Source organism: Weissella kandleri, from assembly GCF_045504165.1.
In the GTDB taxonomy this organism is placed as follows: Bacteria; Bacillota; Bacilli; order Lactobacillales; family Lactobacillaceae; genus Weissella; species Weissella kandleri_A.
The window spans coordinates 1-15318 of record NZ_JBJJNY010000010.1 but is presented as its reverse complement, the minus strand read 5'-3'; the positions used below and the strand labels follow the sequence as shown (position 1 = coordinate 15318).

The 15318-nt window shown below is 40.1% G+C and carries 13 protein-coding genes; 3 read left to right on the top strand and 10 right to left on the bottom strand.

Annotation, left to right across the window (positions count from 1 at the left end; all coding sequences use genetic code 11):
• Positions 1-11 precede the first annotated feature (11 nt).
• Entirely contained in the window at positions 12-788 is a 777-nt protein-coding gene (locus tag ACJQWY_RS05500; protein ID WP_407076733.1) for a methionine ABC transporter ATP-binding protein, read from the top strand.
• Positions 781-1467 carry a methionine ABC transporter permease gene (locus ACJQWY_RS05495; RefSeq protein ID WP_407076732.1) on the top strand — a complete coding sequence of 229 codons (687 nt, stop codon included), beginning with the start codon at positions 781-783 and terminating at the stop codon, positions 1465-1467. The genes ACJQWY_RS05500 and ACJQWY_RS05495 overlap by 8 nt, the downstream gene beginning before the upstream one ends.
• A 74-nt stretch (positions 1468-1541) precedes the next feature.
• Here ACJQWY_RS05495 and manA read toward each other — a convergent pair whose 3' ends face one another.
• From manA to ACJQWY_RS05475, 4 genes are all read right to left on the bottom strand, one after another.
• Positions 1542-2510, bottom strand: a complete 969-nt coding sequence (manA, locus tag ACJQWY_RS05490; protein ID WP_407076731.1) for a mannose-6-phosphate isomerase, class I — start codon at positions 2508-2510, stop codon at positions 1542-1544.
• 3 nt (positions 2511-2513) lie between these two features.
• Positions 2514-3284, bottom strand: coding sequence for a MucBP domain-containing protein (locus ACJQWY_RS05485; protein WP_407076730.1), 771 nt, complete (start codon positions 3282-3284; stop codon positions 2514-2516).
• Positions 3285-3327: 43 nt separating this feature from the next.
• Positions 3328-3831, bottom strand: coding sequence for an aminoacyl-tRNA deacylase (locus ACJQWY_RS05480; protein ID WP_407076729.1), 504 nt, complete (start codon positions 3829-3831; stop codon positions 3328-3330).
• A gap of 660 nt (positions 3832-4491) precedes the next feature.
• Positions 4492-6945: a phosphoketolase family protein gene (locus tag ACJQWY_RS05475; protein WP_407076728.1), complete on the bottom strand. Its 2454-nt coding sequence runs from the start codon at positions 6943-6945 to the stop codon at positions 4492-4494.
• 316 nt (positions 6946-7261) lie between these two features.
• Between ACJQWY_RS05475 and ACJQWY_RS05470 the strand changes: the two genes are divergently transcribed.
• Positions 7262-8617, top strand: a complete 1356-nt coding sequence (locus ACJQWY_RS05470; protein ID WP_407076727.1) for a cytosine permease — start codon at positions 7262-7264, stop codon at positions 8615-8617.
• A gap of 72 nt (positions 8618-8689) precedes the next feature.
• Here ACJQWY_RS05470 and ACJQWY_RS05465 read toward each other — a convergent pair whose 3' ends face one another.
• The 6 genes from ACJQWY_RS05465 to ACJQWY_RS05440 form a co-directional block, all read right to left on the bottom strand.
• Complete coding sequence (locus tag ACJQWY_RS05465; protein ID WP_407076726.1) at positions 8690-9418, bottom strand: GntR family transcriptional regulator; 729 nt, start codon at positions 9416-9418, stop codon at positions 8690-8692.
• A 106-nt stretch (positions 9419-9524) separates the two neighbouring features.
• The gene (locus tag ACJQWY_RS05460; RefSeq protein WP_407076725.1) at positions 9525-10913 is read right to left on the bottom strand and encodes an MDR family MFS transporter; all 1389 of its coding nucleotides are present in this window, start codon (positions 10911-10913) and stop codon (positions 9525-9527) included.
• A gap of 61 nt (positions 10914-10974) precedes the next feature.
• Positions 10975-11667: a hypothetical protein gene (locus ACJQWY_RS05455; RefSeq protein WP_407076724.1), complete on the bottom strand. Its 693-nt coding sequence runs from the start codon at positions 11665-11667 to the stop codon at positions 10975-10977.
• A gap of 7 nt (positions 11668-11674) precedes the next feature.
• On the bottom strand, positions 11675-12730 hold the full coding sequence (locus tag ACJQWY_RS05450) for a hypothetical protein (protein ID WP_407076723.1): 1056 nt from the start codon (positions 12728-12730) through the stop codon (positions 11675-11677).
• A gap of 134 nt (positions 12731-12864) precedes the next feature.
• Positions 12865-14847 (bottom strand): hypothetical protein, encoded by a 1983-nt coding sequence (locus ACJQWY_RS05445; RefSeq protein WP_407076722.1) that lies wholly within the window; start codon positions 14845-14847, stop codon positions 12865-12867.
• Positions 14848-14981: 134 nt separating this feature from the next.
• Positions 14982-15318: hypothetical protein (locus ACJQWY_RS05440; protein ID WP_407076721.1), on the bottom strand; the 337-nt coding region annotated here is incomplete at its 5' end.

The window sequence follows — 15318 nt, the reverse complement described above, 5'->3', positions numbered from 1 at the left end:
GGAGGTCGTCTATGTCAATCATTGAATTAAATCATATCAACGTTAACTTTCAAAATAGTCAAAAAGAAAACGTCCCCGCGGTTAAAGACGTCAACTTAAAAATTCCAACAGGCCAAATTTTTGGCATTATCGGTTATTCCGGTGCTGGAAAATCCACCCTCGTCCGCACAATTAATCTGTTACAACGGCCAACCAGTGGTTCCGTAATATTTAATCAGACTGATTTAACCATGCTCAAGCCTGCTGCCCTACGCCAAGCACGCCAAAAAATAGGAATGATTTTTCAACATTTCAACCTCATGGATTCCATGACTGTGCGCGAAAACATTCTTCTACCACTACAAGAAACAACGCTAACCCCTTCTCAAAAAACAACTAAGGTTGATGCCTTGTTAAATCAAGTTGATTTAACAGATTTAGCCAATCAATACCCGCGTCAACTATCAGGCGGACAAAAACAACGCGTTGCAATTGCGCGTGCTTTAGTCAATGATCCTGACATCTTAATTTCAGATGAAGCGACTTCAGCTCTGGACCCCAAAACAACATATCAAATTCTGCAACTATTAAAACAGCTCAATGCTGAGTATCATTTAACTATTATTTTAATTACCCATGAATTAGATGTTGTGACCGCTTTGGCCCAAAATGTTGCGATTATGGCCGATGGTGAAATTATGGAAACTGGTCCCACCCAAAAAGTTTTTACCAACCCTCAAACATCATTTACGCAAGAATTAATTCAATATTCAAAAATCAATCCAGCATGGGAGGTTACCGATGTCTAACTGGCTACAAACTTATTTTTATAACGTTTTAACCCTAGGCTGGTCCGGCGATTTAGGCTGGAGCCAAGCTATTTTAGAAACCCTCTACATGACCAGTGCATCCGCGCTTTTAGGCGGGGCCTTAGGTCTACTTTTAGGAACCGGACTAGTAATCACCCCCACAAATGGTCTAATCCCGCATCCCCGACTAAACCACTTTCTCAGTTTAATTACTTCAATCGGACGGGCACTACCATTTGTGATTATGGTCGTGATTGTTTCTCCACTGACGGCCAGCATTGTTAAAACCACTATTGGTCCGACTGCTGCCCTCATCCCCTTATCCTTAAGTATTGCCCCTTTCTTCGCTCGCCAAGTGGAGGTGGTCTTCTTGAGCCTAGACCCTGGTAAAGTGGAAGCCGCCCGTGCATTTGGGGCGACCGACTGGCATATTATTAAAAATGTTTATTTTCATGAAAGTCGTTCAGAGTTAGTCCGGGTGGCCACAGTCGCATTAATTTCACTCGTTGGATTAACCACCATGGCCGGCGTTATCGGTGCTGGTGGACTTGGTACAACCGCCATTGTCACGGGGTATCAACGTTTTGAACCAGATGTCATGTGGGTTGCTACCGGATTAATCCTCATCTTGATTTTATTCATTCAACTCAGCGGTAACTGGCTTGCTCGCCGATTATAAAACAAAACTAGCATGTTAGACCATTGGATTGGTTTAGCATGCTAGTTTTTTTATTTAATTAATCAAAAATCAATTTACCGTGACTTTAGACCAGGTGTCGATGCAATCAAAGTCATCTTTCCTTCAAACATCCATTCTTCAACTAACGCTGGCATGATAAAGCTCGTTGCTAACTCTAGCGGATAAGCCACACCGTTAACTACAACCTGTCCGGCACCTTCAATCACCGTATATTGAGTATAGGGGGCTTGTTTTGTCAAAAAGGCTTCCCCATCTACTTCATCTTTATAGACATTAAAATATGGGGCTTCAACTAAGGTCGTTTCCTTCAATGCACCAACTTGAAGGACCGTTTGTTGCGGCGTTTCAGGCTTGAACGGCACTTGAGTCACATTTTTAGCATCCGTCAGATGTAGTTCCCGCAATTCCCCCGTCTTGGGGTCTGGACGATCGAAATCATATACTCGATACGTTACATCCGAACTTTGTTGTGTTTCCAGTGCCACCACTCCAGCACCAAGTGCATGTAATGTTCCAGAAGGGACATAGAAAAAATCACCCGGCGTAACCGGGATCTTCTTTAAAAGATGGTTCCAATCACCAGCATCAACCATTTGATCGAATTCGGCTTTAGTTTGGGCTTGATGCCCATAATAAATTTCAGCCCCTTCATTAGCTGCTAAAATGTACCATGATTCCGTTTTCCCCAATTCACCATTATTGTGTTCGGCCGCATATTCATCCCCAGGGTGTACTTGAACTGACAAATCTTTGTGGGCATCTAAAAATTTTACTAATAATGGATATGGACGTGAAACATCATGATTTTCAAATAGTTCGGGGTGCTCATGCCATAATTGAGCCAATGTCTTACCGGCATAAACTCCTGAATCAATAGGTGATACTCCATTTGGATGACCTGAAATAATCCAGGCCTCCCCAGTCGTATCACTTGGAATATTCAACTCAAAATGGTCACGCAAAGCGGTACCACCCCAGATTTTTTCATGCAAAACAGGGGTTAAAAAGATTGGGGCTGTCATCAGTTATTCTCCTTTGTCATCGGTAAGTTGTTCCACGTTCTCTGCTTCAATCCATCCATGCCCACCAATTTCATACCAAGTTTTACCAGATGGATCATGTAACACTTGCGTCAACAAAACGGTCAAATTTTGGTTTAGTTCATTTACCTTACCACCATAGGGCTTGTAATAAACTGCCACCTGTTGATCTTCTTGTTCTGCCGTCAACCGACCCGCCTGTTCAATTGCGGTTGGAGTCCAATCATATTGACTAGAATCGGGCACCGGTGCTTGACTTACTCGATATTGAGGCTCCGTCTTGGAAATTTCCTCAGCGTTAGGAGCCTTTTCAATGCTCATCATTTTCCGATCATACAAAACCCAGCGCGAGTCAATCAGCTGATGCCAAAATACCCCCTTGGTCGTTGCCAAACGCGTCACTATCGGCCACGTTGTTCCTGGCGTCAACAAATCATCCAATGGCGCTTGCGTAGTATCTGGCTGCGCATAAGTAGGCGTTTCACTTAAAATTCGGACCTGATAATGTTCTAATTGCTCCACCTGTGCTATCTCACCTGCACGGTAAAAAATTTCAATCTTTTGTGTGTCTTCTGTAAAATGACCCTTCAAAGAACCATTCACATGATCAACCACATACCCTTCAAATACTGGAGCTTGTAAATTATAATTTTTTCCCAAGTCACCTTCGATAATTTGCGGTAACCCCAATGAACGATTCGTTCCAACCTCTTTTGTATACAGCCAAATTGGCGTTCCTTTTAATGGTAATTCCATATAGCCTACTCCTTGAATCTTTTTTCAATATCAGCCACGTAGCCTATGCTTGTGGTTCAGTTATAGCAATATCGGCAAACTGTCCATGCACAAATTGAGCCAACTCTTCTGCATCAATTTCAATCGAACGACCAATTTCACCCGCCGATATTATGATTTGACCGGTCGCTTGCGCACTTAAATCAAAGTAAATCGGAAATTTCTTAGTTTGCCAAATTCCCACTGGATTATTAGCTCCATGGACGTAACCCGTTGTTTTTTGTAAATCTTTCGTTGGTAACATATCAACTCGTTTATTGCCCGAGACAGCTGCTAATTGTTTTTCATTTAAATGCATATCAATTGGCACAATACCAATGACCGGCCCCGTTTTATTTCCCATCAAGGCTAAGGTTTTATACATATGATGGCGTTCAATACCCATATTTTCTAATTCATCATCCATATGTTGCATTCCGTGCTCAAAGACGATGGACTTATAGCCAATTTGCGCTTTATCTAAAATTTGTTCTACCAAAATTTTCTTAATACGTTTTTTCTTCGCCATAAAAGCGCCTCTCACTTCAAAATAATACAATTTTATTATACCCCAATCAGATTGTCCCTTGCCACTTTCTGCCAAAATGATTTGCCGTCTTTTAAGGTTCGTTCCGGTCTATTGTGTTTAATGTCTTTTAATTGCTAAAAGTTAAACATAATATTATAAATTTATATATAAAGGCATATTCTCTAACGAACCAATCTGACAATACAAATGTTACTATTAGGACCACAAGCGATAATGAGCAGCAACCGCTAATTATTTATACGATTTACTGACTAAACATGAAATTGCTTCAAAAATGATTCCATCCGTAGATAAACCAAAATGTACTAACCGCGCCGCGTTGATAAAATTGGATTAAAAGCCGGCTTTGGCTAGCGTTGGAATCATGGACGCCGTTAATGTGAAAAGATGGGCCAAGAATTAGTCGAAAAAGATGGTAGCTTGCTGATCTTAAGAACATAAAAAAGCTTAGCAATCATAATTTCATATAATGTAATGCGTTTAAAAAAGGATTGCCATTACTGGCAATCCTTCGCTTCTAAAATTCATCAAATTGAATTGATTTTTCATCATGCACAATACCATCATGTAGAACAAAAAAATAAACCCCGCCATACCAATGTTTAACACGGTATGACGAAGTTTATTAAGTTTAATTAATTAAACAAGTGGTGACCACTTCCAGTCAGTGAATTCTTCGATATCACGACCTTCGTTACGAGTAACTTCGAAGTGCTTTGCCAAGATGGTATCCATCTCACCAAAGAATACATCAGCCTTAGCAGCGTCAACAACACCATTCTCTAACAATGCTGAAACAGCATCCTTAGCTTGGTGGAAACGATCCAATTCTGAGTAAACACGCATGTCGTAAGTAGTGGTGATATCACCATCTTCACGGTATCCGTGCACGTTCAATCCAAGGTGTCCGCGCTCGTAGAAGAATGATTCAATCAAATCTTCATAACCGTGGAAGCCAAAGACAACAGGAGTTCCTGACTCACCGAAGTATTCAGTGAATTCTTCGTCAGTCAATGAACGCTCAGCATTCATAGGTCCGTTCTTCTTTTGCAAACGCATCAATTCAACAACGTTAACATAACGCATTGCCACTTCTGGGAAGGCGTGGTTAACAAGGTTCAAAGCTGCCAAAGTTTCGATTGTTGGCTCAACACCAGCAGATGCGAAGACGATATCAGCCTTACCTTGTGGTGCAGTAGAAGCCCAGTCAACAACCATCAAACCTTCGTTAGCAAGAGTTTCAGCTTCTTCAACTGAGAACCATTGTTGACGAGGTTGCTTTGAAGCAACGATATGGTTAACCTTGTGACGCTCACTGAAGGCCCGGTCAAAGACAGCCAACAATGAATTACCATCGGCTGGCAAGTATTGACGGATAAAGTCAGACTTCTTTTCAGCCAAGTGAGTCAACATTCCAGGATCTTGGTGTGTGTAACCGTTGTGATCTTGTTGGAAAGCAGTTGAAGTTGAAATCAAGTTCAATGATGGGTAATCATTACGCCATGATTGTTCTGAAGCGTGACGCAACCACTTGAAGTGTTGAGTAATCATTGAATCTACAACACGCAAGAATGACTCGTATGATGCAAATACTCCGACACGTCCAGTCAAAGTGTAAGCTTCCAACCAACCTTCAGCTTGGTGCTCTGAAAGTTGTGAATCAATAATCCGTCCTTCAGGCGCTTGGTGTTGGTCGTAAGGTTCGTTGATTGGTTCCATCCATTGACGGTTGGTAATCTTGAACATATCCCATAGACGATTTGACATAGTCTCATCAGGTCCAAAGATACGGAATGTTGTAGGGTTCATCTTTGCTACTTCAGCAAAGTATCCTGACAATACATTCATGTCCATGTTACGGTTACCATCAGCCAACTCAGTACCACGGTTTTCAGGAGTAATGTCATTAGTGAACTTCTTCCAATCTGGCAAATCCAAATTCTTAGGAGCTTCACCACGACGACGTCCACCGTTAGCGATTGGGTTAGCAGCCATCCGTTTGTCACCCTTAGGAGCCATTTCAGCTACTTCAGCCTTCAATGATCCGTCAGCGTTAAACAATTCTTCAGGCTTGTATGAGTTCAACCAGTCCTCAAATTGTGGCAAAGTAGCCATCTTATTTTGAGCAAGAGGCAATGGAACTTGGTGAGCACGGAATGAACCTTCAATAGGCTCTCCAGCTTCATTGTGTGTAGGTCCACCCCAACCCTTTGGCAAGCGTGCGATGATTACTGGCCATGGGGCAACAGTTCCATCTTCATACTTTCCGTTTTCACGGGCATCCTTTTGAATAGCTTGGATATCTTCAATGGCTTGGTCCAAAACCTTAGCAGCCATTTCGTGATATGCAGTATAATCATGGATATCATCATTTTCGATGAAACGAGGAGTGTAGCCAAGTCCTTCAAAGAACTTAACCAAATCTTCGTCTGACATCCGTGAGAACAAAGTAGGGTTAGAAATCTTGAATCCGTTCAAGTCCAAAATTGGCAAAACAGCTCCGTCATTCTTTGGGTTAATAAATTTAATTGAGTGCCAAGCAGTCATTGAAGGACCAGTCTCAGCTTCTCCGTCACCAACCACTGTGAAAGCGATTTGATCAGGGTTATCCAAGATAGCTCCAGTTGCGTGTGAAAGTGAGTAACCAAGTTCTCCACCTTCGTGCAATGATCCTGGAGTTTGCGCAGTCATGTGAGATCCAATTCCACCAGGGAATGAGAACTTCTTAAACAACTTTGCCATTCCTTCAACATCTTGAGTAATCTCAGGATAGTTTCCAGTATATGTTCCGTCCAAGTATGAGTTCGTAACCATAACTTGTCCACCGTGACCAGGGCCACCGATGTAGAACATGTTTAAGTTATACTTGTTGATCAAACGATTTGCATGCGCATACAAGAAAGTTTGACCTGAGATAGTTCCCCAGTGTCCAATTGGCTTAACTTTAACGTCGTCAGCTTTAATTGGTGTATTAGTAACTGAGAACAATGGGTTGCTCTTCAAAAAGATCATACCAGCTGAAAGGTAATTAGTGGCACGCCACCAAGCATCAACCTTAGCAAGGTATTCCTTTGAATCAAAATCTACTGCCATTTTGATTAAATCTCCTTTTATTAGGTGTGAAATTATAAATTCCAATAGGGCCAATCCCTAAGAACAACTTAATAATACCACCTCAATAACAAACTTTCAACGCCTTCTAATAAATTGGACCGTTCCAATTTAATTTTTTGCATTTGCACTTGCCTGTCGTAGCTGTTATTATTTTCTAAATATCTTTTTAAGCTAATCCCGTGAGATTAGTAAAAGCGTGTATTAATTGATTGAGACATCTCTGCGCTTTTTTAAGGTGCAGAGATTTTTTTGATACAGCTTTTTTGGCCATCGTACCCGCAAAAGGAGTCTTATCATGAATAAATCATTTCCCCCCGTTCACCCCATCCCCAATACAGCTCGATCTGCTAATCGTTGGGATATGTTTGCTACCTGGATTGGCGCCAACGCCAATAATGGCACTTGGTATATTGGTGGCGTCATTGCAGCCGCTGGAATGTATACAGCATCTACAACCTTAATTATAGTTGGCGTATTATCGTATATCCTACTCGCCCTCACCAGTATCATGGGATACAATACTGGCTTGCCCACAATGGTTCTAACCCGGGCTTCCTTTGGCATACGTGGATCAGCATTGCCTTCATTAATCAATATTATCCAATTTGTCGGCTGGGCAGCCTCCAATACATTCATCGCAGCAATTTCTGTATCCACAATTTTCCAAACCATTTTTGGCTGGCCCAAGTTCGGTCAACCGGGTGGACAATGGGGCATTATTATCGGAATTGGAATTATGAGTATTTTACATATTCTTTCAATTTCATTGGGCGAAAAATCGGTTCGATTAATTGAACGTATTGGCATTATTCTCGTCATTATCCTTGTGGCCTGGGAAAGCATGGTCATTTTCAAAACGATTTCACTGCACGCCCTTTTCAGTTGGCAGCCACCTACAAATATTAAAATTAGTTCCGGTGCGACTGTCGATATCTTAGCCGCTTTTAATTTAGCCTGGGTGACGGCAGCTGCCGACTTTTCGCGCTTTAGTAAAACCAAGTCTGGTGCGACTACTTTATCATTTTTTGGAGCTAGTCTTGGTCTCTTCTGGTTTGCCTTCATCGGTCTAGCAGCAACCATCGCTACCGCTGTCACCTTACAACACTTCGACCCCAATAACTCAGACCCTTCTACTATCGCCATCAAATTAGGCCTTGGCATTTTAGCTCTACTTGTGATTATTATTACCTCGACGACCGCCAACGCCGTTAACTTAATGGCCGCTGGAACAGCGTTGACTAACTTATATCATAAAATTAATCTCAAACCAGCCTTATGGATTGTCACCTTATTAGCTACCGTAGTCTCATTTATTCCATTAATCGCAGCTAATTTCCTAACTACCTTTACTGCCTTTCTAGATTTCATTGGTATGATGCTTGGCCCTGAAATCGCCATTTTTTTAATCGATTATTATCTAATCCAACACAATAATTATCAAATCGCCGAATTTTCTAAAATTAACGGCCAATATTGGTACCAAAATGGAATTAATTGGCGCGCCTTTGCCGCCTGGGTTGTTGGATTAATTTCTTATTGGGGCCTCGGTTATATCGCATTTATCAAGGAATCAATTGGTGCCACCTTCGTAGCAATGTTAATTTCCGCCGTCCTATACTATCTATTATCAATGAACCAAAAATCAAAATAATTTTTCCACTATAACTAATAAAAACCCAAAAGTTGGACAAACGCCAACTTTTGGGTTATTTTATTACGTCTTTTACTCCCCATCCAATGAAACAAAAGAAGTGTAGTGCATATATTTATAATGAACGCGCATGGTCCCATACTCATACGGCGTGCCGTCATCCAAAAAATAAATTCCAGACATAATTCCCACCGGTTCGTTTGGTGCTAGATCAAGCATTTGCTGATCCTGACTCTTCGAAGGCTCAACCGTCACCGTCATTAACGATTTTGAAACCATTTTATTTGTAGCTGTTTCAGCATAATGGAACATGGAATATTTAAAATCATTCTCTGTAGCTTGCGAAATTAATTTCACAGGAATCAAAGCATTCTCAATCATAAAATACTTCTTATCAATACTTCGCAAACGTTGCACGACCCACACTAATTCACCTGGTTCTAAGAATAGCGCCTGTCTTGTTTCTTCATCCGCTACTTGCTTTTCAGCAGATAATAAATGGATTGCCGGCGTTTCCCCATGGTGTCGAAAGGAGTCTGATACTCCTAAATTAGCACCAACCGAACGAAATAACGATTTATTTTTTAAATATAGCGGATTAACAAAAGTTCCCGAACCACGTTTTTTAAATATAATCCCTTGGTTAACCAACCCCGTTACCGCTCGCTTAATGGAACTACGTGATACTTCATATTCTATCGCCAATGAACGTTCATCTGGTAACTTTAAATTTTTAAATTCACCAGCATCGATTCGACGCTGCAGGTCTATCATAATTCGAACGTAAACTGCCTCACTCACAACGATAATCTCCCATATGCTCTAATTTTTTCAGTAATTATATCTTAACACAAAATTGGTCGGACCAGATAAAAGTGGTCCAACCAATTAATCACAACAATTACAATTAAACTTTACGTTTCCTTAACAAGAGTGTCATAGCGGCGGAAATCAAAACCAATATCGCTGCTGTCCAAAAGGCAACATGAATTCCTGAAAGTTGAGCCAAATGTGTCACCATCCCCGCCTGCTCTTTTTGCAAGCTCACTAAGCTATAAATAGTAATCAACGTCGCCGTCCCAAACGAAGCTGAAACTTGTCGCACAGTCGTAAAGGAAGCTGAGGCATCCGGCATTAATGCTAATGGCACAGCATTAAATGCTTCCGTTTGAATTGGCATTGAAACCAAAACCAATCCCAATTGACGAATAAATTGACCTAAAACGGGCACCCAAATTGGTGTGTGCATCGATAAAGTCGCCAAAATCACTGTCCCAAAGAAGGTAATAATTAACCCAATTGGTGCCAATACTCGCGCCCCATACTGATCATATAATTTACCAGAAGTCGGTGACAATAACGCCGTGATAATTGCGCCAGGCATCAAAACCATTCCTGAAATCATTGGTGAGAAGCCACGAACACTTTGCAAATAAAGTGGTAACATCAACGCCCCACCATACAAAGCTGTCATCAAAACCACGTTTATCAGCACCGAGACCCAAAAATTATGATAAACAAAGACTTTCAAATTCAACAAAGGAACTTTCGTATGCGTTTGTTGGAAAATGAAGGCCCCCGTAATCAACAATCCCATTAAAATGAAGCCCCAAACATTCGGATTACTCCAATCTCCATTCCCAACGTTTGAAAAGCCATACAAAAGTGTTCCCAAACCAATTGAGGACAAAACAACACCTAAAAATTCAAACTTCAAGAATTGTTGATCACCAATATTTTCCAAATTAAAAATAGCAAAAATCAAATCAACAATCATAAATGGAGCAATCCCTAAGAACAACCAACGCCATGAAGTATACGAAACAATTGTTCCAGATAAAGTGGGACCAATTGTCGGTGCAAAATTCAACGCTAACCCAATCATTCCCATCGCAGCTCCACGTCGATCACTAGCGAATAGATTCATCACAACCACATTCATTAAGGGACCAAAAACCCCGCCCCCAATAGCTTGCACCATTCGCCCTAAAATCAATACACCATAATTAGGAGCAAAGCCGGCCACTAAAGTACCTAGTAAAAAAATAGCCATTGCGGCTAAGTATAGATCGCGCGTTTTAAACCTTTGAATCAAAAATGCCGTCAAGGGCACCATGACCCCATTCACTAACATGTATCCGTTGGTCATCCACTGACCTAAAGAAGTACTGATATTAAATTCATGCATAATACTTGGCAAAGCAGTATTCATTAAGGTTTGGTTCAAAAAACTTAAGAATACGCCGGCCATTAAAATATATAATGTTCCCCGTTCACGTCTGGTTATTCCTTGCATTAAATTTACTCCTTTTTTTAAACTCGTTTCTTATTTCGTATAGCACCCCTCTGCCGATTATTTATTTCTTTATTATTAATTTAACCACAGCACGTAAAACTCCACTAGTAATTGCTAAGCCAGCGCATAACCCCGTCAATCTTTGACCTAAATTCGCCCAAACTACAGCAATGGAAACATGCATCCCCCAATATAAAATTAACGTTACTAAAAACAATGCAATCAAGTATACCATCAAACCAGAACGCATTCCTGCCCAATCCGATGCACTTAAATCTATCCCAAATAACAAAGTAATAACCAAATATACCCAGCCAAATAAAGCTGGCCAGCTTAAAATTGTCCATTGACCATTTAATAAAGCCGGCCACAGCCACGACGTCACTCCATAGATTGCTCCTAGAATTCCAAAAATGGGAGCTAAACCAATAAAAAAATTTCCCATTTGTTGGTAGAAGCTTTTAGGATTCCATGTATGTTGGACATAACCTAACGTTCCATTTGCATCAGCAGTTTGCAACAATGATATTTTTTCAATATGATGACCAAAAAGCAACGCCACCAAAGCGTGTGAAAGTTCATGGACAATAATTCCTAACCACCCAATCATCATTTTATGGCCAATCATACCCGATACACTTTTCATATTCCTAGATATTAACCAACTAGTTACTAACGGTAATACTAATCCTAATAGTATCAACATCCCTAATAAACTCAAAAACGGGAAATCTTGACCCATCGTTTTTAACATAAATATCCTAATCAACCTCCTGTGGCAACCGCATATAACCATCGACATGCTTTAAGGCATTGCTAAACAGTTCTTTAATGAAATAATCAGTATTATCATGTCCATTAATATCAATTTTAGTCTCACTTAAAAGCCTATAATCAAGATATTGCAAGTGTTCATCGCGTGTTTTTATAATTAATAAAATCACTGGCGTCGTCATAACAAGCATCATTTCCAACCCAAGCATCAAGCGATGACCAATCCCACGATCTCGTTTATCTGCAGTGACTACCCAGTTCAATACACGGCCATAGACCCACACTTTATCACCTTCTGTACTAATTAAGCTACCAAAGTCTACAAAAATTTGCCCAACAATTTCATTATTCAAAATCGCCACCAATTCAATATTCACTATTTGTCCAAAACGATGACGTCGCCGACTCTGAACTTGTCGAACATGTTGGCGCCCTTCCATCATAGAATCAAAGCCATCTAGAATCATTGCATCAATTACCGCATAATCTTCCGGACGAGCCACTCGAACCGTCAGATTTGGTACAAAATCATTAGATCCCGCTGTCCCCATTGCTAAACGATCTAACATATACCCATACTTTTGTAAAAATTCAACTTTTAATAAATCTTGCTTTTGAAACATTGTTGGACGTTTTTGAGCAATAGACAAGGTTCTAAACATTTTAAGGATACTGACTGCATTTAATACGTCATAGTCTGGGGTATGATGATGAACATAATACTCTGGTTCCAAAGTATCTCCCATTAAAGCTTCAACTTCTGGTTCTGCTACCAGTACAACTTCAATTTGATCATCATAATATGCAATCTCATCGTTATATTCTTTCTGTTTAAAACCAGCCACTAACATTGCCTTATAAATGTTTGATTGATTTTTCTCATTGAAAGCAGGCGCAGGTAATGTGATTGGATACGTTTCACTCCCAAAGTTCAAACCAGTCAAACTTTCTAGAGCCGCCGTCCCCGTTAAAGTTGGAACGAAGCCACAGTGATTAATGGATGCAACAGCTTTTTCAAATCGTTGTAAATCTTGATTACTCATTTAATTCCTCGTTCTTCACCCAAATTGTTTAAAAAAATTCTTAATTATTAATTTTACCACTTTCCAATCTGCATACTACTAAATCATTCACAATCAAAAAGAGGCCACTCTGCCATCGCCTCTTTTGACCTAATTTAAAATATAAATACCGGCTGTTGATCATAAAATGTGTAAATCAACGAAGTATCTTTGGTTCCTCGAATTGCATCAGGCGCCAACTTATAATCCGGCAGTTCAACAATCCAAACAGGTTGTCCCTCACTCGTCAGATTCTTCAACAAAATTTGATAATCTCCTGCTGCTAGTGCTTCTGTATTTACCAAAAAACTACCATTATTTTTATCTAATTTAACCAGGCGATGATGTTCTTGATTTTTTAAATTAATCATCTCACCTTCAACTTGCGAATCACTGGGAATTTGCACCGTTAAATCAGTAATTTCAGTCTTCACTGGTACCTTCTGCTTCAATGTCGTATGTGCTGGCATCTCTTTTACCAATGCACCATATTGTTCTGATAATTGACTCCGTTGCGCCACGGTCACAACCTTCTTTTGCTCAAAGCCTTGTATCCCTATACTTAAGCCAATCAATCCTATTCCCACCAAAGCCAGAGGAGTGATTGAGCGCCCATTTAATTTTCCACTGGAAAAAAGCTCTGATCGCCATTCTGAGGTAGGCGCTTCACTAATCCATAACAACATTATCAAGACTGGTATTAATATAAGACCATAGCGGGCCTCTGTTTCCCAAATTAAGCCGTGAAATGCACTATAACCCAAAATAACTAAGGCTGCCAACATACTTTGCCGTATGCGCACTTTATTACCGTCCCAAGTATTTTTAAAACTACTAATCCCGCGTCCCAACACGACCAGGTATAACGTCAACCATAATGTTTGTTGCAAGACGGCTTCTCCATAATAAATCACCGCTTGATGTTCTTGATACCATTTTGGTGCATTAACATGTCCGCCGACATACGCTTGTGGTAATTTAGCACTGCTTAACAAAATGCCAATTTTACCCACAACATGCGCCAGATAACTAAAAGGAGTATATGTTTTTAAACGGGTGGGGATGGCCGAATTGAAATAATCATTTCGTGCTTCTTTATCAGCTAATTTCAAGACTGCATGCACATCGGAACCAGCGTACGCCCCATTGTGTTTTTGATTTAAGCCCATATAAATCCACGATGTTGGGGGTAATTCGTAACGTTCATTGGCTTGATAATCTTGGCTATTCAAAATTACTTGTTTAACGGGGCCCGCTAAACCAAAACCAACAACTACTAAGATTAGTGGTATTAACACAATCTGTTTAAACTGCACTCGTTGCGTCCAAAAGATCCAACTTGCATAGAGAATAACTGCAATTAAAAAAACAATTAAATTTGGTTTAATAATTTGCCCAATCAGCACTAAAAATGGGAGTATTGCACCTGCTATCCGGCGACCGTTCGTACTAAAAGTCGGCCACTGCAAGACGATAAACATAATCCAAGCTAAGCAAAGAATTACCGGTGTATCTGAATAAAAAACTTGAATAAAATACGAATACGACAGTGGCAAGACAGCCAAAAAGGTCACCAAAAAAACCTGATGGCTCCTGCGTGCCGACCATTTTTTTGCCATTATTAATAATGAAACCACTAGTCCGTCATAACTAACTAATGATAAACCATGCAAAACTCCCGTCGTAGTGAGGCCGACCATATGTCCTAGTTTAATAAACCAAGATAGGATAATTGCTAAGGTCGCATTATTTGGATAACGCCAAAAATAAGTGGTTAATCCCCACGAACCTGAGTGCCGCGTTAAATATTCAGCTTGGGTATAGACGCGAAATGGATCATGATAAACCGTCATTGGCAAATATTTTAAAACTAATAACTGCCCAATCAACATCAGTAATAATGCGCTGAGGACATATATATTAACTTGCCGTTTGCTCCAACTATCAATTCGTGTTTTTAAAGAGTAGCCCAACCAAATTAACAAAAAGCTACCAAAAATTGTAAACACCGAAAAAGGATTAATGATATTGCTAACGACCCCAATCATTAAAATAATTGCTAATAATCCAAATATAAATTTCTGAACTCGATTAACCATTAAATTTTTCTTTCTCCTTCATCGCTCCACAACAAGCGGTTTTAATGTACATTTAGTTTATCATACATTAAAAAGCCTCTGAAAAGGAGTTTCCTTTTTCAGAGTGCTCTTTTTAAACTTATTAATGCTGATACCTACCTGTGCTTAATGTGCTTGAATTTCTTGTTCACAAAACGTTTAACAAAATACCCATTCAAACACCCTGTTATCATCAAACTCATTACACTTACCACAAAAAATTTTAAATTATCATTGCTACTAATCACCGCAGTCTGGGGTAAACTATTGGCTTTATCTTGTCCAAAAGGCACGTGAATTTTTTGCACTTTATTTTCCCACGGTACTGTTGGTTTAATTCTCTTAGCCACATAAGGTCGATCTGGCTGCTTGAATCTAGGCAACGTTGACCACGTCTCAATTAACTCCTTGAGCTCACTTGGCTCACTTGGCTCACTTGGCTCACTTGGCTCA